Below are 21,127 nucleotides of genomic sequence, written 5' to 3'. Positions count from 1 at the left end.
TCCTACTTCACTAAATGTATTAGCTCGGCTCTACATGGACATGGACTTCAATTACATCATGTTCCTTCATCAGAGCGTCTTCCACTTCCATCGAGATATCATGGGCTGCCCCGATCCCTAGAGTGGACTTAACTAGAATGACAACATCGACCACAGAGCTGCTCCCATACTTTCTTGCTCTTATCGTTTTGATCCCCTTCACGCCGGAAATGTCAAAAATCGATTTTTTGTAGACTTCGAGCTGATCTTCGTCATAGCCGTCCGTTAAATCATGAGAAGCCTCTCTAAAGATTTCCCATCCTGTTTTACAGATCAGCAGGCCGACGACAACGGCTGCAACAGGGTCCAGCCAGGGAAGGCCAAACTGAGCCCCAAAAATACCAACCGCTGTTCCAATGCTGACCCAGGCATCGGATAAGTTGTCTTTCGCTGCTGCCATTACAGACTGGCTTTTGATTTTTTGTGCTAATCTTCGGTTGTACCGGTATACGCCATATATAACAGCCGCGCAAAAAAGGCCTGTCCAGGCCGCGATTTGGTCAGGTGCTTCTGTTGTGTGGTCAAAAACAGACAAAGCAGCTGTATATAAGACTTGCAGGCCTACTGCAACCATAATAAATGCGGCCACCAGTGAAGCGACAGGCTCAGCTTTCCAGTGTCCATAAGGATGGTCATTATCTGCAGGTCTTTGAGAAATTTTCAATCCAATTAACACTGCAACAGAGGCGATAATATCGGTCGTGTTGTTTAAACCGTCCGCTTTCAAGGCTTCTGAGTCCGCCAGATAACCAACTGTTAATTTAAAAGCAGATAAGCAGATATATACAAAGATGCTGAGAATGGCTCCCCGTTCCCCCATCTTTAAATCAAGATATTTCTGATCCATGTTCGTTCCTCCGGCATTTACTTCTTTCACATACTACCAGATCAAATTTGAGTGGGTCTACAGCAATCTTTTTGCCTCATTTAACAAAAATAAGTCTGTACAAATAATGTTTCTCTAAGTAAACAATCTAAAAAATCACACTAAAAAAATAAAGCAGCTACAATAGAATTAGCTGCTTTATTTTTTAGAACTTTATTAGCTTTTCAGTAATTTCATAACCCCATTAAAATACAAATTATCGAACACAAAATAATGAACAGAGTTTTGTTACAGAAAAAGCAATAAAAAGCGCCCTTTTGAGAACCGGACGGCTGTGTTCAGAAAAGGACCAGTTTCTGCACATAATAGGTGATTAATGAAACATAGATTTTGAAACACAAAAAACATCGTTTTTAAGCCAGGTGATATATTAAAAATAAACCCTTAAGATTTTCTAAAAGCTGACTTTTGTTGGGGAACTATAAAATTTCCGAATAAACAATAAAAGTTATTCAACTTTTTGGACGTACTATTGAGTAACTTAAAAGCCAATGTTATAGTAAAGGCTAAATATAAACACTGGATTCTTTCGGACTGTTCTTAGTCACTTTCCACTGTTGGAAAGGAGACTATAAAGGGTCTTTTGCTCATATAAAAGAAATGCTGGAAACCCTCTGTTACTACTATAATGTTGAAATTACTCATACCTTTAGCAAAGATAAGAAGCCGGTGCTAACAGTTTCTTGTATAGAAAACTCCGAAATCCTACAAATAACATTTATTGAAAGCCAAACCCTTGAAGAATACAAAGATGTAGAAGAAGCCGCATCTATCATTGAAAGATTTATAAATGGATAGTTGTTTTTATTAGACCCTCAGAGATTTTTCTGAGGGTTTTTGCTTAACAGTTTAGGTCTACTATTAACCAATCTAACTTTTGGCCAAATTATTGAAATTACGCACAAAAAAGGCCGCAGAAAGATCCGCAGCAAAGAACAACTAGTAATCAGTATGTAGCAAACAAAAAGTCATCAGGAGGTGGTATTTTACCACTATTGTTTCTTTACCCTCTGTGACCCGAAGTTAAACCGAATACATAAAAAAAGGCTGCAGAAAATCTGCAGTAAAAAAGCATTATAAAGTAAAAAAGAAGGCTGAATTTCCAGCCTTCTTTTTTTATTGACGAGTCGTTATGTTTATTTTGCTACACTATAAAGCGACTCTACATCGTAAATCTGTTATGCGCAGCAGGTTAGGAAAGTACCGTTTTTAACAGATCAAGTATGTTTTGCTGATCTTTCTCTGACAAAAGCTGTTTTTTAATATCATTAGTCATCGGGATGGATAATTCTTTAACATACACTTCCATTCCTTTTTGCTCAATCGGCTCAGCTAATTCTTTTGCCTCTTCCATTGTTGAAGCAGCTCCTAACAGCAAGAGAAACTGTCCTTCTGAGGGAATGACTGCCGTCGGAACATTTTTAGGTTTGGCTTTTTCGGCAGCTTCTGCTGTTGAGAATATACCTCCTTGAATGAGGGCAACCGTCACATCTTTTACATCGGTTGGCTTAGTTTCCTGAACAGATCTTTCATTCCCGTTAACAGCCTGTTGTTTTTGTTCCTTCTCTATATCCACAGCATTGATCATTATTACGCTAAAAAACGTACCGACACCAATCGCTAAAGACACAATACCCGTTACAACTGCTGGATGGATAAACGATGTTTTTTTCTTTACTGCAGGGATCGGCGTTTCTTCTCCTGGTATATGCCAATGGAGCACATTGCTGTTTTTCTCATGCCATTTTGGAGCCCCCATTACATCACCTCAACTTTGTCTTTATACATAGATAAGATTCTTTTAACAAAAAAGAACTGGCTTATTTCTATGTCGATAACTGCAGGCTTCTCATGCCTATCAGTGTTCGATTGAAAACCAGAACATTGTTCAATACGCTGGTATTTCTATTTGCCAACAATCACCTGTATTTTTGGCATGGTGTGCAAATCCCTTGCATTTGTGTGTGCAATAATATAATAAAGACCGTCATTATGAAATTTGATATTGATTGCATAGACTCCATTTCCTATATGTGTGGCTTCCAGGGTGTCATGCTGATCGCCGCCCTCCTCTTTCCATATTTCAAATTTCACATCGTCCGCATCCTCTACCGGCTCGTTGTCTTGCGTGACAATGGCTTGGATTTCTACCTCTTGGTTTAATTTAGCTTCTTTTGGATTTAATTTGATTTCCACTTCCACCAGCTTCGGCGCTTGATTAGATTGAACACTTTGTTCTTCTTGGCTGCAGGCACTTAAAATAAAAAGGAGAAAAAAGAGAACACCTGCCGGGTTTTTGAGGGCAGAAACAAAAAAACGTTTCATAAAATCTCATATCCTTCCTTCGTTGAATTAAAGGCTTTATCAAAAAAAGCAGCACTATAGCTGCTTTTTTTGATGACGGCCGTGATTATATGAATGAAAACGTCCCATTTTTTCACGTTCCTTCTTTTATCATTTTCGGTGAGAACACCCCTACTTCAAGCTTGCTAAGTGGGGGATGAATCGCTGCTTTTTCAGTCATTCTTTTTCCTTGAACGCTCCAGTGTCAAAATGGTATAATTAGGTATAGAACAAATGTTCAGGGGGTGAGGAAAATGATAAAAGCTAAAAAAGATGAAAAAAATAGTCTTCATTTTAAAGCCTTTCGGTTTAAAATCCATCCAAGTGACGAGCAAAAACAACTGATTAACCAAACAATCGGTTGCTGCCGGTTTGTCTACAATTATATATTGAATGAAAACATCAAGAGTTTCGAAAAAACAAAAAAACGGTATACAGAAACAGCTGCCAAAAAGCTCCTCCCTGGTCTAAAGGAAATATTCAAATGGTTGTCTGATCCTGATAGTATTGCTCTTCAGGCAAGCATCGAATATCAATATGAAGGATTCAAAAAAATATAAGAACCATCCAAAAAAGGAATTAAAAAAACGAGCCGCAAAAAAATGTACAGAAGGCTATACGCCAACGGCGTATGATCTTAAGGGCCATCCAACATTCAAAAGTAAGAAAAACCCGGTCCAAAGCTACACAACCAAAATGACAAACAACAATATTAAAATGATAGACCACCACATTCAGCTGCCGAAACTCGGCTGGATTCGTTTCTCCAAGTCCCGAAACATCGAAGGCGACATTAAGCGTGTCACCGTGCGTCGCAGCAGTACCGGCCGGTATTCTATTTCGGTCATTTGCGAGATGTCTTATTCCCCGTACAAACCAAGCACCAACGATGCCGTTGGCATTGACCTGGGTTTAAAAGAGTTTGCCGTGCTCTCCAACGGTGAATCCATTGCCAACCCGAAATACTATCAAAAATACGAAAAGCGATTAGCCTTTCTTCAGCGTGCGTTTGCACGTAAAAAAGAAGGGTCGAAATCGTGGGAAAAAAATAAAGCCCAGATTGCTAAACTGCACGAAAAGATCAAACACACAAGAGACGATTTTCTTCACAAGCTGACGACCAGGCTCGTTCATGAAAACCAAGTGATCGCAGTGGAGAATTTGTCGGTGAAGAATCTTGTCCAAAACAAAAAACTAAGCAAGGGGATTCACGATGCGTCATGGTCGAGATTCAACGAAATGCTCGCATACAAAGCGAAGTGGTATGGACGGACGATCATAAAAGTCGATCCGTTCTTCCCATCAAGCCAGCTCTGTTCCGGGTGTGGCCACCAGCATAAGGATGTAAAAAGTCTCGCTGTCCGGGTGTGGGAATGTCCTTCCTGCGGTGTGTGTCACGACCGGGACCTAAATGCGAGCCTGAATATTAAAAAAGAAGCCCTTCGGCTTCTTTCACTTCAGTCTATTTAAGCTTTGTCATAAAACCGTTGGAATACGGGGTTAGCCTGATTACTGGGGGTCGGAGATCCTCTTGCCCAGGAATCCCCCACTTCAACCGTCAGGTAAGTGGGTGGTAGTTCAAATCTGTTACTTCACAAGAAAATAAGGTTTCAAACATAAAAAAGCCCTCATAGAGGGCTTTTAGCAGAAAACATTTTTATGTTGTATGATGATGTTTTTCGTCAAACACCCGGTTATCCAGATATTTATGAAAAAACCATTCGCCTGCTGCAATAATAAGAGCTGAAAGAAATGCAGCCTGCAGCAGATCGCTATCATTAGCAAAAAGTGCTTTTCCCATAAGCCAGACTACTAAAAAAGTTAAAATGGCATCAGAAACGGTCGCAATCATGTTTCTCTTTGCATGATCTGCATTACGCTCATAATCATCACCGGCTTTACGGAAAACAAGCAAATCGCCAAGGATATATGCCACAACTGTGAGGACCACACTAATAAGCATTGCATCCCCGAATTCCACATCATATATGCCGGTGAGGACAATACCCAAGACAACGGCAATCATGACAAATTTAATAAAAAGTGCTTTTACATGTTCCAAGGTGTATTCCTCCTTTAGCTTTAGTCTTTCAATGTATACCCCTATAAAAAGCAATAAACACTTTCTTTTTCATTTTTAGTTGCAGCTAAAATTATTAAAGAAACAAATAGCAAAGAGCAATAAATAGAAAGGTTTCAGACCTTAGGGTCTGAAACCTTTCTTAATACAACATTTTATTTATGTTGCATTAAAAAAGGGGTTTCGTTCCAGACAAGAACGAATTCTATTCTTTTTTTAAAGTAATAAAACAATATAATTTCTTGCTCTTCTCTTGTATTGGCCCCACCTACGCCAGATACCTTGATGGCCACCCTTGCCATCCTACCCAAATATTATATTCTTTTATTACTTTATTAATGATATACCCCGAAAAATCAAAGATAAATCCAGTTTCTTTTATCTTTTTACTTTCCAGATATAATAACAGTTCTTTCGATTCAATTCTTTAAATTCCTGTTTTGCTGACAAACAGCCGGGTAATATAAACACTGTGACAATAGCAAAATCCCAATTTACTGAGGAGGAATTTTCGATGGCAAATAATAATAACGATAAAATGAGCCGTGAAGAAGCAGGACGTAAAGGCGGAGAAGCAACAGCAAAAAATCATGATAAAGAATTCTACCAGGAAATCGGACAAAAAGGCGGAGAAGCCAGAAGCCGTAATTCCGACAATAATGACAACGATGGCAAAATGAGCCGTGAAGAAGCAGGACGTAAAGGCGGAGAAAAGAGCCGTCGCTAAAGAAACCTAAAAGAAGAGAATGCGAATTCGCATTCTCTTCTTTTAGGTTGAACTGCTTTACAATTATACTGCTCAGATACAACATAGTTTCATTTAGGTGGCATTTAGAAAAGTTTAAAAGCTATAATGTCCTTATCTCTAAGTTTATACTACCTCAATTGCGTATACGTAAATACTTTCAGGATTACTTTCTACTTTAAGGCCTATTTCTTTTTTTATTAATTCATCTGGTGCTTTGCCGATACTGACGTCTATTTCTACAATGTCGTATTTTTCTGGTCCAACAGGCATGTACAACATCCCCACTCGTTCTGATGTTTGATAGGTCACTCCAAATTTCATTTTCAACATCTCCAATCCTTTTTCTTATTTTCAGCTCAATAAAAGCGTTTTGTTCTTTTTAGTAAGTCAGTACATGTACTAGGCCAATCTCCCCTAAAAAGCGCCCCTATACTAGGGGGGCTTTTTAAGGATTCCCAATACAACATAATATCATTTATGTTGCAGGGGGATAAGACGTGGTTCCCCTTTGGCTATTCTCCGTTCAGTAAGCAGAACATCGAACATTTCTACATGTTAAAATGAATAAGGCATACATTTTTAGCCGGTCTCTTGACAAGATTGACTCATAATTGATCTTATGTTGGCTCCAAATCCGGCTGAATTAAAAGGCATTTTGTTTATGCAGGACACGCCTTCAGCTGTTGTTGCGTCTGCATTTGGCTATGTATATTCGTGTTTGATGGCGCGGACAACTGCGTGTAGCCGGATGTGCGATCAGACGGGCAAATGCTATATAATCGTACTGCCGGAAAACAGCCTCATTTTCGGAAAACTGTAGCACACCTTCGGCTTTTTTAAGCGTCAACGGCTCAGGCCCTCACTGCACTTGTAATCGGCCTGCTACCGTCCTGCAGCACGGATTTAATACCGTGTTGGTTTACGTTCCCATAACAACAGGAAAATAAGGCAGAATAAGGTTTCACGTTAAACCACCTACCCTATATCTTATCTATTGTCGTGGTGCTATTCCCACGCCTTTTTTATACGGATTGCTGAACATTGAGGCAGCCGGCCTACAACGTTTTTAATACGAGGCATACGATAAATTTAACGGGCGGTAGTGATGTCTATGTTGAACCTCCAGCAACTAGCGAGTGGTCAACGCATACGGCGGTTTATACCTGAGTACCGATTAAACATGGCGACATTGCACCACTCGCGTATCTATCATCGTTTATTGCCGCGGAGCCTCCCGCGGCCTTTTTTTGTGTATTCGGTTTATCTTCGCATCGAAGCGGGTAAACGTTATCATGTGGCATACACCCGCCACATCTCCTGAACTCTACATAGTTCGTCTTGTTTGCTGCGGAGTCACATCCGCAGCCTTTTTTGCGCGCTATTACAGACGACTCTCGATCGAATCTACTTACAAAAACTCAATTGCCTCTATGACACAAATCATTTTAGCGCCGGTTTTCCCACAATTCAATACCTTTCACAGATGTTCACGCGCGTATTTTTAGCCCATTGACCGGCGTTCCGTTTTTGATTAAACGTTTCATTAACCCATGTGTTACCTTATGACAAACCTGTGCGAAGCCTGCCGGCGATTTCGTCTCCACATTATTGATAGCAACGTAGCTAATGTATTTACTGAGTGAAGCAAATGTAGTCGTTTTCTAATCGTGCGGTAAATCGATTTTAATGTTTGCAGGAATAATGGTAACTACTTCTTCAACCTGTCCGAATACAGCCGATCTTCCTAGCACTAGACGCCATAATTATTTATCGGACAGGAATTAGTAAGCTCACCTTTGTTGAATAAGAACATGTCATAACATACCGCAATTAACACATCTCGTAATTCAGAGTATTTAACTAAACCCTCAAAATATTCTTGGCAGACACATAATTATGATTTATAGAAAATATATCAACATTTTCCGGACTCGTATAGCAGCAGGAAAAGCACCGCAAAGGAGAAAGGTTTATGCTTAGACAACCGTCTGCACGCCAGGAAAAAATGCTGCAGTTTATAGATGATTATGTAAGTGCCATATCCCCCGTCTATTCGTGAAATCGGTGACGCGGTTGAGTTAAAGCCTTCTTCAACCGTAAAGGGTCATCTTGATCGTTTAAAAGCATCCGGGTACGTAACCTGGGAACAGGGGAAGCCGCGGACATTAAATGTGGTGAAAAGAAGTGCCATATTCCTCATGAAATTAAACGCTTAATATACAAAAGGAGCAAGAACAGTATGAAGACTGTTCTTGCCCCTTCTTTTTTAAACTTTCTATATTCCAAAAGTGATACTGACATAGTCATTACTACTTTATATTCTTTATATATTATTTATCCATTGAGGACAGCCGCTGGCTTTTTTTAAAATATCAATGTGTCGAATGCACCGCTTCGCGACTGCCTACAACGCGGCGGATGAAGAATGCTATGACCAGGCCAACCAGTGCTATGATCATCGTGAACAGGAACACGTTTTGTGATCCAGCCGTCATCGCGTTTGCCATTTCGGCCTGTTTGGCCGGAGCGGAGGAGCCGTGCAAGTATTTCTCCATACTGCCCGTAAGGATACTGATGGCGACCGCTGTTCCAATCGCACCCACGACCTGCTGCAGGGTGTTCATGACTGCCGTGCCGTGCGGGTATAGCTCCGGCGGCAATTGATTGAGCCCGTTCGTTTGAGCCGGCATCCATATCATGCCTACCCCTACCATGAGCCCGATATGCAAAGCCACGATAAAGGCCACTGAAGAAGCAGGAGACAGGGTCGTAAAGAACCATAACATGACGGCAACGATCACGAGTCCGGGAATAACGAGCCATTTCGGCCCGTATTTATCGAACAAGCGCCCCATACGCGGAGAGAGGATACCGTTCAGCGCGCTGCCCGGCAAAAGCATGAGTCCAGTAGTGAACACGGACAGTCCTGCACCCGTCTGCAGAAACATCGGCAGGATAATCATGCTCGACATAATGATCAACATACACGACAGTACCAGGAGCAGCCCCACGACGTACATTGGGTACTTGAAAACGCTCAGATTCATCATCGGATCGTGCATAACGTTCTGTCGCAGTATGAACAGCACCAGCGCGATAAGCCCAACGACGATTGAAGTGACCACTACTGCACTGCCCCATCCTTCAGATCCTTCACCTGCCTTACTGAAGCCGAAGACAACTCCTCCAAAGCCGATCGTTGACAATACGATAGACAGCAGATCGATCCGAGGCTTCGTGACCTCAGTGACATTTTCCAAATACTTCAGCCCTACCAACAGCCCAATAACCAGGAACGGCAGCGACAACCAGAAGATATAATGCCATGTTAAATACTCGATTAATAGACCGCCTATGGTCGGGCCGGTTGCTGGCGCAAACATGATCACAAGTCCAACGAAGCCCATCGCCGCCCCCCGCTTTTCCGGCGGGTATATGACAAGAATTGTATTGAACATGAGCGGCAGCAATAATCCCATGCCTGCCGCCTGTAAAACGCGAGCGAACATCAGCATTTCAAAATTGAACGCGAGCGCCGCAATGAGTGTACCTAGAATTAAGCTTACGAGCGAACCTGTGAACAGCTGTCTCGTTGTAAACCTCTGCAGCAGCAGCCCGCTCATCGGCATTAAAATGCCAAGAGTCAGCAGGAAACCGGTTGTTAACCACTGTGCGGTTGCGGCTGAAATTTGGAACACGTCCATTAAATTAGTCATTGCAATGTTTAGAGCCGTCTCGCTAAACATGCCGACAAAACCGCAGATAAGCAGCGATGCCAAGATGGCACGTGTATTGTATTCTTTCTTCATCTCTATGTTATATCTCCTTGTAAATAAATTTAATTAATAATCCACTGTTTATCTTATCACCAAAACAAAATGAATGTTGAATAAAGTTCTTGTTATTAAATTTTCAATATTCCAGCCTTCCGTATTGATAAAGAACTCCCATATTCTCACGCAATGTTTGCCCTTCATATTCTCTGTGGAACAAACCGCGGTCCTGCAAAATGGGGATAACCAGGTCCACAAAATCAGCAGCTCCATCATAGGATATATCCGGAACGACCGAGAAGCCGTCACATACGCCGGCTAAAAACCATTCTTCCAAGAAGTCAGCCACTTGTACGGGGGTGCCTGCCACTACTGGATGATAGTTAATGACCCCACGGGAAAGAACATCTCGAATGGACAGCCCTTGTTTCAGCAGTTTTAAAGCTCTGATGGATAATTGAATGTCGTTGAGAAGGTAACAACAAGCCCAATATGTTTCGTTTCTCCGGCTACAGCCATGAGTGCTAACATAGGGTCTATAGGAAACATAGGAATCTAAGGACCTAAGTTGACAGTTAATGCCGGAGTATCCGCGATGAAGATCATTTGAGATTTTCCTTTTTCAGCTAATTTAGCCCGCTCCACATAACTATCCATATTTGTATAAGCTGCTGGGTCGGTAGCGCTGAATTCAGATCCGCAACCAGAAATCATTTGTAGTGCTAGTTGCATCTCTTTTCTTTTTTTCCATCTATCTCTCCGCCTTTACTTTAAATAGGCTCCAAGTAAGCAAAAGAGCTGTAGTAAATTATTTCTATTGCATTTCAGTAGATCTGAAAAACACAAAATAATGTTTAGTCTGCTAACTAATCTGCTGGTGATTACCTGGAAAAGACCGACTTCTTTTGATTTTCTTACTAAGTTGCCGCGTGTAATACTCATATCCTCTAGGGTTAAGTACGTCTTCGCTGTAAAAGGCTAATGCAATGGCTCGTTAAAATCCTGGGTTTCTGCTTTCGAAATATCAGGGCCTTCCTTGCTGAGAACGGCTATTATTCGAGGTACGTCTTTAGAAAAATATTCTCCTCTTAAATGAAGTAAATGCGTTTTAGCCATACGGTTATCATTGTTTCGGCTGGACACATCGTCTTCATTGGATTCCCATAACCCTCTTCTCAGTAAATAAAAAACATAGAAGTATTTAATTCCGGTGCTAAATAGTTATTTAGCCTACTAATTATAAACTTAGAGAAAGCTTAAAATAAGTTTTTCTCCAGTCGCTTCATTAGTTGCCTTAACAGTAAGAGATCTTCCGGTGACATGGAATGCAGTAATTTTTCCTGCTGCTGCTTCCATTTGCAATCAACCGGCTTCTCTAATTCTTTGCCTTTGTCTGTTAGAAAAATCCGCATAACCCTTGCATCTTGCTCATCACGTTTACGGTATATGAACCCATTTTGCTCCAGTGATTTAACCATATTTGTTACCGTAGGCGGCTCGCATTTTAAATGTTCACATAGCTGCATTTGTGTTATTCCATCACCTAACCACAAACGAGCGAGTAGTTTATCCTGGCCTACATGAAGATTAAGTTCTCTTAGACTTTCGCTATAATCTCGACGCATTTGGGATGAAATTTTATCTAACGACTCACGAATATCGCATCCAACCTTATCGTTCATAGCTTCCCCTCAACTAGTCAAAATATATTTAGCGGACTAACTATATCACGGTGAAATTCAAGTGTCAACTTATCTTAAGAACCTACTCACTTAGTCATACTCATTAAGTATAGTTGGAACTATTTGTGAATAATAAGTATACCTGTATAGACAATAATAAAATCGTTGCTCTTATTATGGAAGAGGACAACTTTAATGGCCATAGTACTATTTCTTGTACCTAACATTAGGAAAGAGGTTAAAGATGTTTAAATTCTTTAAAGATGGTTTTAAATCGAATATCTATTTTCCGGATAGGGTAAACCCAAATTGCCACGTAACGTGTTTAATTCATATTCCTTACCGAATATTCCCTTTTCTTGCAAAATAGGAACGACTAAATCAATAAAGTCATTAAATCCTAAAGGATACTCCTGTCTTATCAGCAATAGATCCATCGCCCCTGCCTCATACCAGTGTTGAATTTCATCTGCTGCTTTTTCTGCCAAGCCAAAAAATTTCGGTTTTGGTATACGGTAAATCGGCATAAGCGCTTGCAGTTCCTGGAATTTTCCTTCAGCTTCTCTCTCTGTTCTTCCCACAATCGGATTATGTGAGATCGTAAGTAGGAAATCATCAAACGAGCGCCCTTCCAACCCCTCTCTCCTCTTTAACTCTTGACTAAAAGCTTTTATATCTTCTAAATTACCGGCCGGGAGAAATACACCGTCGGCATGCTTCGAGGCAATATTCTTGAAATCTGAAGAGGTGCCGGCTTGGAAGATAACCGGTCTTCCTTGTTTAGAACGGCTAATATTTAAAGGGCCATCCACGAAAAAATAATTTCCTCCCGGCCGGTATTCTATTTCGCTCGTCCAAAACAAAAAGCGAAGTGGTACGGACGGACGATCATAAAAGTCGATCCGTTCTTCCCATCAAGCCAGCTCTGCTCAAGGTGCAGGCATCAGCATAAGGATGTGAAAAATCTCGCTGTCCGGGTGTGGGAGTGTCCATCCTGCGGCGTGCATCACGACCGGCACCTGACGAGCCTGAATATTAAAAAAGAAGCCCTTTGGCTTCTTTCACTTTAGTCTAGTTAAGCTTGGTCATAAAACCGTTGGAATACGGGGTTAGCCTGATTACTGTGGGTCGAAGATCTCCTTGCCCAGGAATCCCCCACTTCAACCGTCAGGTAAGTGGGTGGTAGTTCAAAGGCTTTCTTATGTTGAGAATCTTTATTTTTTGTTCCTTTTCCTGTGGAGAAATCAAACATCAGGCAAAAACCATCTGCACCCAATAGAATAACAAGAATAATGTTACAATGGTTGTAAAGGGTATGACAGTCAATGACACACTTAGATAATATTTCCAAGTAACATAAATCTGATTCTTCCTTAAAATATCCATCCAAATAAGAGAGGCAAGCGTTCCAATTGGCAATAACAAAGAGCCCATATCACTGCCAATAATATTTGCAAGATAAATCGTCTTTAAAGTGAGAGGATCTATCCCCATTTCTGTTAAGGTAATGGTTCCAATCATTAAGGCAGGATGATTATTGAAAAAGTTGGATAAAACTGAAACTAACGCGCCCATGATAAAGCTCGCTTGCAGCAAGCCCTGATTAACGATAGGTTCACATGCCTTTACAAGCATGGCTGTTAAACCCGCATTGTGAAGCCCATAAATAATGACATACATTGAGAAAGCAAAAATTAAAATGTGCCAAGGGGTCTTTTTCAAAATATCTACCGGGTTTGTTCGCAAATGATACCATCTCCATGCAAGCAATACGAGTGATCCAAGTACTGCCACCAATTCAATTGGAATGGAGAAATAGGATGCCACAAAAAGCAGGCAGCGTATCATAAAGACAAATAATAAAAGTCTTAACATAAATTTCGTGCGTTTCTGTTTTGTATCAAAAGACAATGCCCCTTTTAATGGATGAAAATTTTTGACGAAAAAATTTTCTTCTATGTCATTTAAAGAAGCGGGCAGCGTCTTTGGCAACTTCTTCTTCACAACAATAAACATTAAAAAGGACATGAAAAATAATCCAAGTGTTGCAGGTACAAACATCATGGCAGTATGCATGTAGAGGGTCATATGAACAATTTCCAATGCAATTAAATTGACAATATTGCTTACACCAATCGGCGCACTGGAAGCGGTCGCAATTAGAGCTCCGCTTAGGAGGTATGGAAGCTGTTCATTTGGTTTCATTTGAAGGTTTTTAAGAAGTAAAATTAATATGGGAGTCGTAATTAAGATACTGCCATCATTGTTAAATAAAAGGGTCATCAAGAAACATAAAAGCTGAATGTACCAGTAGAGACGATAGCCCGAGCCTTTAGCTAGCTTTGCAAGCCTCGCAGCTGCCCAGTGAAAAAAACCAAAACTTTCTAATGTAACAGCCATGACGATCGTCGCTATAATTGTAATAGATGCGCCACCTATCTTATCAATAATGTCCATAACATCTCCATATGATACAATTCCCATTAGTAAAATAGTTCCTGCCCCGATCGATGCTGGCCATGTTTCACTAATGCCGCCTGGCCTTAAAAATATGCCAAGCATTGTCATAGTAAATACTAAAACAGTCAATCCAATTTCAAAGCTCATTATTTCCTTCTCCTTCTTGAAAAAGCCATAAACCAAACCTCTTTTTCTCCGTTTTTTATATTTTATTCACCTCCATTAAAATGAAACTGTACAATGCCGCTAATCTCTAAACTTAGAAAAAAAGTTAACATATATTGAAAGCATAAGCAGTCAAAAAAAAGCCCCAGATTCTAAAAAGCCGGGGTTTTCAAATACCATTTAATTCCATTTGTGTTGAATTATTCATAAGTTTCTGTACATAATAGGTGATTAATGACACATAGATTTTGAGCAATGTTCTGTGACGCAAAAGGCATAGGATTTTGGCTAAAAGAAGCTGTTTATAAAAACATCTCAAAAACGATCGTTTTTGAGGCGATCCAAACACTAAAAAATATCTCCAAGCCAGCTATTACTCTTTCTTGAGAATTAGTAAAACCGTGCTGTTCACTTTGTTTTCGAAGCTTTTTATTATGTAATGATATACAAAATTAATGGATTCCGAATAAAAGGATCTCTTTCCGTTATTTCTAATATTCCTCTCTTATTTTGGGTTTCCGGTCTTTGATACAGCTTTTGCGATTATTAGGCGCATTGTCAATAAAAAGCCAATATTAGCACCTGATAAAGCTCATCTGCACCATAGACTGCTAACGCTTGGTCTTTCCCATCGTAATATAGTATTAGCGATTTATACATTTGGCATTCTATTTAGTATAAGTGCCATACTGCTGTCAGGGGCGACTCTTTGGGGTTCAGTCTTGATTATTTTTGGCCTTTTAATAGTAATTGAAATTTCCGCTGAACTTATAGGGATTGTACATAGACAATATAAACCTATTTTAACGTTGTATAGAAGGTTGACGGGCAGCCGTTAAAAAACAAAAAAGCCTAATTTCTAAATTAATAGAGATTAGGCTTTTTTACTTGTTTCTCTCCTAAAGATGTTTACTTAATAATGTCTGCCCTCCGACTCCACTCTCCCTGTTTTATATTTTATTACCGCGACTTGCTGGCCGCTCCCGATCTTGAGGCTTTCTTCGGAACAAGCAAACCCGGGAGGCTGGCTTGCCTCCACCGTCGACAATGACCTATTCTCTCTTTGAAAATCGCATGACCGTCAGCATCAAAATCATTTGTTGCAGCCGGGCTTAGCCTGGCTGTTTTTTGTATCAAGAACCCAGTCGACACATACATTGCTTTAAGAAGAAGTAAGCAGGTTAGCCCTTACTTCTTCTCGTACATAAAGGATCTATCCCGACACAAAGAGCTGGACACAACTATTAAGAAACTTTCCGGGCATAAGTCCGATAATGAACCGGGCTCATACATTCTTTCCGTTACGGCACCTGGGATAATGGAAATATAGGCTGAGGAACTTTTGGGACAGGGCTAAAAACACCTTTTAACGAGCCAAATTCCGCTACGCAGTCGGCGGCTGGTTGTTTAGTTTCGCTCGAATAATGAGGAAAATGAATTGAAAATCCAGAATATTACATCAGCCTGCTGCATACGCTTCTTTAGTCTTATCCAATAATTTACCAATTAGTTTCTTGGACCATTTTTTTAAATGATTGCTCTTTTCCCGATACGCTGATACACCTAGAATAATGAAAATTGTGGCAGTCAATGCCTCACCCTTCACATGTCCTGCCGGCGAGTTCTTTTTAGTAAAGGAGAGACAGCATGCGCAACAGACGGAATGAAAAAGAAAAACAAGAGGAAAACCTACCTGCCGAGGAAAATGAAACGGCAGTGCTGAAGAACGAAAACACTAAGGATGAGGAAAAAGACGAGGAAGAGATTGGAGAAATAGATGATGAAGATGAGGATGTAGAGGAACAGGATAACGAACTTTTCGAAGAGTTAACTCATTTGATGGGCGAAAGTGTGTTAATTGTTACCGAAGCGTCTCAACTAAATTTGCTCGGCCAGACATCCAGGCCTATTTTTTGCGGACCGATTGTTGAAGTAGAGAGAAGCCACCTGACGATTGATCCGGTCACCATTAAAATTTTAAATGCTCCATTTTTCCAGTTTCCGCTGCCGCTGTCCATTCCACTTGAAAAAATTGCCCGGCTGACACCTTGTTTTGACTGCAGTGAGCGGTTCCCGCTTATTTAAAATCAGGAAGAAAGGAAGTGTAAAAAATGACGCTAAGCCGTTCCGCTTCATATTCTCATAATGTTATGCACGATATGGCGCTGGTGGATTATTTTAGAGCCTCTATTGGACAGAGGGCTTTTATATTGACCCCTTCCTATCCCTTTATGTTTATCGGTGAAATTGTTTCCTTGATAGGAGACCAGGTGGAGCTTGCAGTCGAAACGACCCATTTTGCCCAGCTTGAAAACCGGAACTGGCTCATTCATATTGACAATATCGAAGTGTTTTATATCGAGTTTCCCGGTGATCCGCGCATCCCGGAGTTAAATGACATGCTGTAACGAGGAGGAAAACGATGATACGTCGTTATCATGTAGTCGCGATTCCCATCCGGATGGTGGTAAACAATTTTGGCGACCATAACCCGGATGGACAGATGTATGTGTTGAAGGAAAATGAAGAAAAGGTAAAAGAGCTGATCCGTAAAAACCCCTTTACCCCCGTAGACCTGGTGCAGCCGCTGACGATCAGGGCGAACGAAGGGGATACGGTTGAAATTCTTTTCGAAAATCAGCTTCCTTTTGCAGCGGGCATGCATTTTCAGGACCTTGACTATGACGTACTGACCTCGGACGGAGCCAATGTCGGCTTTAATCCAAGCTCACTGGCCAAATGCGGTGAAAAGCTTCTCTACAGGCTGGAGGCCACGTTTGAAGGCATTTGTTTTTTCACCGATGTCGGCAATGTATCGAGCACTGAAGAAGGCTCCAGTATCCAGGGCCTTTTCGGCACACTGCTTGTTGAAAGAAGAGGCTCCTGGTGGACGGACCCCGTTACGGGCGGACCGATCAACAGCGGCGTGTTTGCGGATATTCACCATTCTTTCCTTCCCTCCTTCCGTGAGTATGCATGGTTTTTCCATGATGAAATGGAAGTGGATGATTTAACGGGCAACCGGCCGCTGAACCCGATGACCAATCAGGAAGCCGAATCATTTCACGGTGTCAACTACCGGTATGATCCCCTTCATAACCGCTTAAAGCTGGTGGAAGAAGGGGTTGTCTCTCCCGAAGTTGACGGGGAGGAAGTCCACCATGATTCCTGGGTGTTTGGCGATCCTGCAACGCCGATTCTGCGCGGATACCGGGATGATCCGGCTGTGATCCGCCTGATCCATGCAGCTGCCAAAGAAACACACGTCTTTCACTACCATGCGCACCAATGGCTTAGAGACGCAAATAACATTCAGTCTGAGATTGTGGATGCGCAGGCGATCAGCCCGCAGTCCCACTACAGCATTCAGCCTTTGTACGGACTTGGGAGTCTGCCTGGTACAATCGGCGATGTGATTATCCACTGTCATTTGTATCCACACTTCGAAGCCGGGATGTGGGGGATGAATCGCATTTTTGACACATTGCAGGACGGGAGCCAGTGCTATCCGAACGGCACGCCGATCGCACCGCTTCAGCCGCTGCCGGACCGCCCTGCCCCGCCGCGCCCGACAAAAGAAAGGCCGGGATTCCCGAACTTCATTCCCGGAAAAGTCGGCTGCAAGGCGCCACGGCCGCCTCTCGGTATTGTCGGCGGCCGGGACATGACGGAGCTTGAGAAAAACGCCGCTGTCCCAAATGCCAGACCGGGGGCTGTTTTTACAGATCCGTGCATGACAAATCCGGTTGTCGAGGAGTTCAATATCTCAATAATTGAATTGCCAATTGTTTATAACAAACAAGGCTGGTATGACCCAAAAGGAAGAATCTATGTACGGGATGAAGATGTAGATGATGTGCTGTCCGGAAAAAAAGAACCGGAACCGCTTGTTTTGCATGTATCTGCCGGTACGTGTATTCGGATTAATTTCACCAATCGCCTCCCTCATATTCTCGACGGCGATGCTTTTCAGCTGGTGACCCGAGCGTACGAGACCGGGTTCCATATTCATTTTGTGAAATTTGATGTTCTTGTAGGCGATGGCGCTAACGTAGGGTGGAATTATGACAGCTCGATTTTACCGGATGAAACGATTCGGTATGAATATTTTGCCGATACGGAATTAAAAGCCTTTTTCGTTCATGATCATTTGTTCCCTGTTTCCCATCAGCAGCATGGCGTTTTTGGAACCATTGTTGTACAGCCGCGCTTTTCTCAATTTTTGGATTCTAAAACAGGTGAAGAAACGGATAAGGGAGCCGAAGTTACCGTCCGCCACCCATTGATCGCTGATTACCGCGACTTTGCACTGTTTGTCCAGGATTTCGCTTTATTATTTGATAAAGACGGCTGTCCGATTCAGCCACCGAAGTTTCCTGGCTCACAGGACGATCCTGGTATTTTTGCGGTCAATTATAAAAACGAGCCACTGCAGTTCCGGCTTGGGAAAGACTGTGATCCTGCGTACTCGTTCAGCTCTTATGTAAATGGAGATCCCCTCACCCCGGTTTTCCGGGCTTATGAAGGAGATTCTATCCGCATTCGGCTTCTGCAGGGTGCCCATGAGGAATCGCACAGCTTTAATCTGCACGGTTTGAGGTGGAGATCAGAAAGGCCGAGCAATGATTCCCAGATGCGGTCGCAGCAGCATATCGGCATTTCAGAGTCTTTTACGTTTGAAATGGATATTCCAAGAGCCGGAGATTATTTGTGGGCTTTTGAAACAGAAGAGGATATCTGGAACGGCACGTGGGGACTTGTTCGCGCATACGATCAGGAAGTAGAGGATTTAATCCCGCTGTCTGACCGGCCTTTGCCCGCGCCAAGAACAAAACCGCTGCCTGAAGTAACAGGAAAACCGCCAGCCCCTGCCGATCCGCAGTCTACCCTGCCGCCTGAAGCAGCACATAATGCGCCGATTCGCCGCTATAGTGTTGTTGCTTTTCAAACGCCGATTAAATACAACTCGTTTGGAGACCATGACCCATTTGGCATCGTGTTTGCTTTAGAAGAAGACGTGGATGATATTCTGTCAGGCAAAAAAAACCCGGAGCCGCTTGTACTAAGGGGTAATTCTGGTGATTTAGTCGAAGTTACCTTGACCAGCCGGCTCAAGTTTGACTTATTCCCGTTCCCGGATGGCATTCATCCTTATCCGCCGGTAAAAGAGCAGGCTTTTTACCCGCCGTCCCTGCGGATTTCCCTTCATGTCAATATGCTGGACTATGATGTGACCACTTCAAGCGGCGGCACCGTCGGTTTTAATCCCGATCAAACAGTCGGGCCTGGTGAGACGATTACGTACCGCTGGCATGTACAGGAGTCCATGGGCACCTGCGCCATGTGGGATATGGCTGATTTGCGCAACCACCGCTCCTTTGGAACGTTCGGGGCTTTTATCGCGGAACCGCGGTTTACAACATACCATGATCCTTATACGCTGGAACCTGTCCAGACGGGCACAAACGTCGTTCTCAAGAATCCGTTTAGCGAAGGCGGATTTAGAGAATTTGTGCTGGTGATGCATGACGGTGTTCGTTTAGAAGATAAGCACGGCAAAGTCATTATCGATCCGCTTGACGGCGTGATTCCAGAACCCGACCCTGAAGACGATGAAGTAGACACCTATGATTTCGGGTCACGCGGCTTTAATTACCGGACGGAACGGCTCATTAACCGCTTCAGAAAACACCCTGTTTTAGGTGACTTATTTAGTTCAGAGGTTCATGGTGATCCGGCCACGCCTGTTTTTGAAGCGTATCCTGGTGATCCCGTTGTTGTCCGGCTTACCACCCCTTCCGAACGCAGAAGAGCGCACACCTTCCATATTCACGGACACAACTGGAAATTCGATCCGAGAGACACTGAATCCCGTATTGATTCATATACAGGCCATATGGTTGTAGGTGTAACGGAAGATCTGCACTTAATCGGCGGCGCTGGAGGAACATACAACTACCCGGGTGATTATATGTACCGGGCCGGCAACATTCGCTGGGATATCGAACAGGGGATGTGGGGAATTATGCGGGTTCACAGCAAAGTACAGCCCCATTTGCCCCCTTTGTCGAATTGATATTTACCCAACGAGGCGATTTATTTCTTTCCCTTATAAAAAGCGGTATTCCCTCGGAATGCCGCTTTTTCCATACAGCTTGTCAGCAGAAATTGTCAAGCCGTTCTACCCACTTGATTTCATCAAATTGGACAAGGAACACTTTTTTCTTAAATTCATGCTTATGTTTCTCTTTTTTCACTTTTACAACAATCTCAATAAAATCGTTGCCTACAAAAATAATTTTTCCCTGAACAATCTTTTCTTCTTCAAGGGCAACCTTAACCCGCTCACCGATCAGCTGCCGGAAACGAAACGCCATGCTGCTTCTTAACCCGCTCAAGCGAAAGCGGAAACGGTCATCGCACAGACAGTGATGATCATGGAGAAAATCATTGTGCTTAAAGTCTTTACAGCCGCCGCATGAATGGTGCTGGTGGTGAAAAAATTGATGATCATGCAGGCCGAAATCATTGTGCTTAAAGCCTTTACAGCTGCATGAATGGTGCTGGTGGTGAAAAAAGTGGTGATCATGCAGGCCGAAATCATTGTGCTTAAAGCCTTTACAGCCGCATGAATGGTGCTGGTGGTGAAAAAAGTGGTGATCATGCAAGCCGAAATCATTGTGTTTAAAGCCGCCTTTGAAGCCACAATGTTGTGTGCTCACTATCTTTCCCTCCTTTGTTTTAAGATTAACTTTATTGAGCCTATATCAGTTTGACAGGAAAAAGATTTTAATAATATCTTGCTAAGTCTCAATATTAAACAATCTTTTATTAAGCCTGTCTGTTTTTATAAGCTTGCCATCATTTTATGCTGACTCCATATATCTGAATAAGCAATGGCCCCTTTCGAGCGAAAATTCAAATAAAAGCTTGCCTATTAATCTTCCATAA

General features: G+C 42.3%; 19 protein-coding genes and 2 pseudogenes. 9 read left to right on the top strand and 12 right to left on the bottom strand.

Annotated features, from left to right (window positions below; all coding sequences use genetic code 11):
• Positions 1-19: 19 nt before the first annotated feature.
• The 3 genes from L2D08_RS14500 to L2D08_RS14490 all read right to left on the bottom strand — a co-directional run bounded on the left by L2D08_RS14500 (position 20) and on the right by L2D08_RS14490 (position 3,250).
• On the bottom strand, positions 20-886 hold the full coding sequence (locus L2D08_RS14500; RefSeq protein ID WP_242234594.1) for a cation diffusion facilitator family transporter: 867 nt from the start codon (positions 884-886) through the stop codon (positions 20-22).
• Positions 887-2,117: 1,231 nt separating this feature from the next.
• Positions 2,118-2,684 carry a hypothetical protein gene (locus L2D08_RS14495; RefSeq protein WP_242234592.1) on the bottom strand — a complete coding sequence of 189 codons (567 nt, stop codon included), beginning with the start codon at positions 2,682-2,684 and terminating at the stop codon, positions 2,118-2,120.
• Positions 2,685-2,830: 146 nt separating this feature from the next.
• Positions 2,831-3,250, bottom strand: coding sequence for a FixH family protein (locus L2D08_RS14490; protein WP_242234590.1), 420 nt, complete (start codon positions 3,248-3,250; stop codon positions 2,831-2,833).
• A gap of 272 nt (positions 3,251-3,522) precedes the next feature.
• On the opposite strand from L2D08_RS14490, the gene L2D08_RS14485 reads away from it, so the two are divergent.
• The gene (locus L2D08_RS14485) at positions 3,523-3,828 is read left to right on the top strand and encodes a helix-turn-helix domain-containing protein (protein ID WP_242234589.1); all 306 of its coding nucleotides are present in this window, start codon (positions 3,523-3,525) and stop codon (positions 3,826-3,828) included.
• The gene (gene tnpB, locus L2D08_RS14480; RefSeq protein WP_242234587.1) at positions 3,806-4,738 is read left to right on the top strand and encodes an IS200/IS605 family element RNA-guided endonuclease TnpB; all 933 of its coding nucleotides are present in this window, start codon (positions 3,806-3,808) and stop codon (positions 4,736-4,738) included. The genes L2D08_RS14485 and tnpB overlap by 23 nt, the downstream gene beginning before the upstream one ends.
• 187 nt (positions 4,739-4,925) lie before the next feature.
• On the opposite strand, the gene L2D08_RS14475 is transcribed toward tnpB, so the two are convergent.
• On the bottom strand, positions 4,926-5,330 hold the full coding sequence (locus tag L2D08_RS14475) for a YndM family protein (RefSeq protein ID WP_242234584.1): 405 nt from the start codon (positions 5,328-5,330) through the stop codon (positions 4,926-4,928).
• Positions 5,331-5,503: 173 nt separating this feature from the next.
• Positions 5,504-5,641 (bottom strand): hypothetical protein, encoded by a 138-nt coding sequence (locus L2D08_RS14470; RefSeq protein ID WP_242234581.1) that lies wholly within the window; start codon positions 5,639-5,641, stop codon positions 5,504-5,506.
• A 221-nt stretch (positions 5,642-5,862) separates the two neighbouring features.
• On the opposite strand from L2D08_RS14470, the pseudogene L2D08_RS14465 reads away from it, so the two are divergent.
• A pseudogene (locus tag L2D08_RS14465) lies at positions 5,863-6,072 on the top strand (KGG domain-containing protein); the annotation flags it as partial.
• A 147-nt stretch (positions 6,073-6,219) separates the two neighbouring features.
• Here the strand turns inward: L2D08_RS14465 and L2D08_RS14460 are convergent.
• Positions 6,220-6,417 (bottom strand): hypothetical protein, encoded by a 198-nt coding sequence (locus L2D08_RS14460; protein ID WP_242234578.1) that lies wholly within the window; start codon positions 6,415-6,417, stop codon positions 6,220-6,222.
• A gap of 1,712 nt (positions 6,418-8,129) precedes the next feature.
• Here L2D08_RS14460 and L2D08_RS24290 point away from each other — a divergent pair.
• Positions 8,130-8,312 (top strand): LexA family protein, encoded by a 183-nt coding sequence (locus L2D08_RS24290; RefSeq protein ID WP_242234576.1) that lies wholly within the window; start codon positions 8,130-8,132, stop codon positions 8,310-8,312.
• A 156-nt stretch (positions 8,313-8,468) separates the two neighbouring features.
• Here L2D08_RS24290 and L2D08_RS14450 read toward each other — a convergent pair whose 3' ends face one another.
• The 4 genes from L2D08_RS14450 to L2D08_RS14435 all read right to left on the bottom strand — a co-directional run bounded on the left by L2D08_RS14450 (position 8,469) and on the right by L2D08_RS14435 (position 12,414).
• Complete coding sequence (locus L2D08_RS14450; protein WP_242234574.1) at positions 8,469-9,905, bottom strand: DHA2 family efflux MFS transporter permease subunit; 1,437 nt, start codon at positions 9,903-9,905, stop codon at positions 8,469-8,471.
• Positions 9,906-10,008: 103 nt separating this feature from the next.
• On the bottom strand, positions 10,009-10,206 hold the full coding sequence (locus L2D08_RS14445) for a hypothetical protein (RefSeq protein ID WP_242234572.1): 198 nt from the start codon (positions 10,204-10,206) through the stop codon (positions 10,009-10,011).
• 919 nt (positions 10,207-11,125) lie between these two features.
• Positions 11,126-11,551: a MarR family winged helix-turn-helix transcriptional regulator gene (locus tag L2D08_RS14440; protein WP_242234570.1), complete on the bottom strand. Its 426-nt coding sequence runs from the start codon at positions 11,549-11,551 to the stop codon at positions 11,126-11,128.
• 269 nt (positions 11,552-11,820) lie between these two features.
• Complete coding sequence (locus tag L2D08_RS14435) at positions 11,821-12,414, bottom strand: LLM class flavin-dependent oxidoreductase (protein WP_255821976.1); 594 nt, start codon at positions 12,412-12,414, stop codon at positions 11,821-11,823.
• Here L2D08_RS14435 and L2D08_RS14430 point away from each other — a divergent pair.
• On the top strand, positions 12,358-12,621 hold the full coding sequence (locus L2D08_RS14430) for a zinc ribbon domain-containing protein (RefSeq protein ID WP_309241366.1): 264 nt from the start codon (positions 12,358-12,360) through the stop codon (positions 12,619-12,621). The genes L2D08_RS14435 and L2D08_RS14430 overlap by 57 nt on opposite strands.
• Positions 12,622-12,802: 181 nt before the next feature.
• On the opposite strand, the gene L2D08_RS14425 is transcribed toward L2D08_RS14430, so the two are convergent.
• A complete protein-coding gene (locus tag L2D08_RS14425; RefSeq protein ID WP_242234567.1) occupies positions 12,803-14,158 on the bottom strand; it encodes an arsenic transporter in 1,356 nt (451 codons plus the stop codon).
• A gap of 506 nt (positions 14,159-14,664) precedes the next feature.
• Between L2D08_RS14425 and L2D08_RS14420 the strand changes: the two are divergent.
• The 4 genes and pseudogenes from L2D08_RS14420 to L2D08_RS14405 form a co-directional block, all read left to right on the top strand.
• Positions 14,665-15,015, top strand: a pseudogene (locus tag L2D08_RS14420) (undecaprenyl-phosphate alpha-N-acetylglucosaminyl 1-phosphate transferase); the annotation flags it as partial.
• An 808-nt stretch (positions 15,016-15,823) separates the two neighbouring features.
• Complete coding sequence (locus tag L2D08_RS24285) at positions 15,824-16,261, top strand: hypothetical protein (protein WP_309241363.1); 438 nt, start codon at positions 15,824-15,826, stop codon at positions 16,259-16,261.
• A 26-nt stretch (positions 16,262-16,287) separates the two neighbouring features.
• Positions 16,288-16,584, top strand: coding sequence for a hypothetical protein (locus tag L2D08_RS14410; RefSeq protein WP_242234565.1), 297 nt, complete (start codon positions 16,288-16,290; stop codon positions 16,582-16,584).
• Positions 16,585-16,598: 14 nt separating this feature from the next.
• Positions 16,599-20,252, top strand: coding sequence for a multicopper oxidase domain-containing protein (locus tag L2D08_RS14405; protein WP_242234563.1), 3,654 nt, complete (start codon positions 16,599-16,601; stop codon positions 20,250-20,252).
• 82 nt (positions 20,253-20,334) lie between these two features.
• Here the strand turns inward: L2D08_RS14405 and L2D08_RS14400 are convergent, their stop codons facing one another.
• Entirely contained in the window at positions 20,335-20,898 is a 564-nt protein-coding gene (locus L2D08_RS14400; protein WP_242234561.1) for a hypothetical protein, read from the bottom strand.
• Positions 20,899-21,127 lie beyond the last annotated feature (229 nt).

Source organism: Domibacillus sp. PGB-M46, assembly GCF_022668875.1.
In the GTDB taxonomy this organism is placed as follows: domain Bacteria; phylum Bacillota; class Bacilli; order Bacillales; family Domibacillaceae; genus Domibacillus.
Note: the sequence above shows the minus strand (reverse complement) of the source record. Positions and strands in the feature narration are given on the sequence as shown.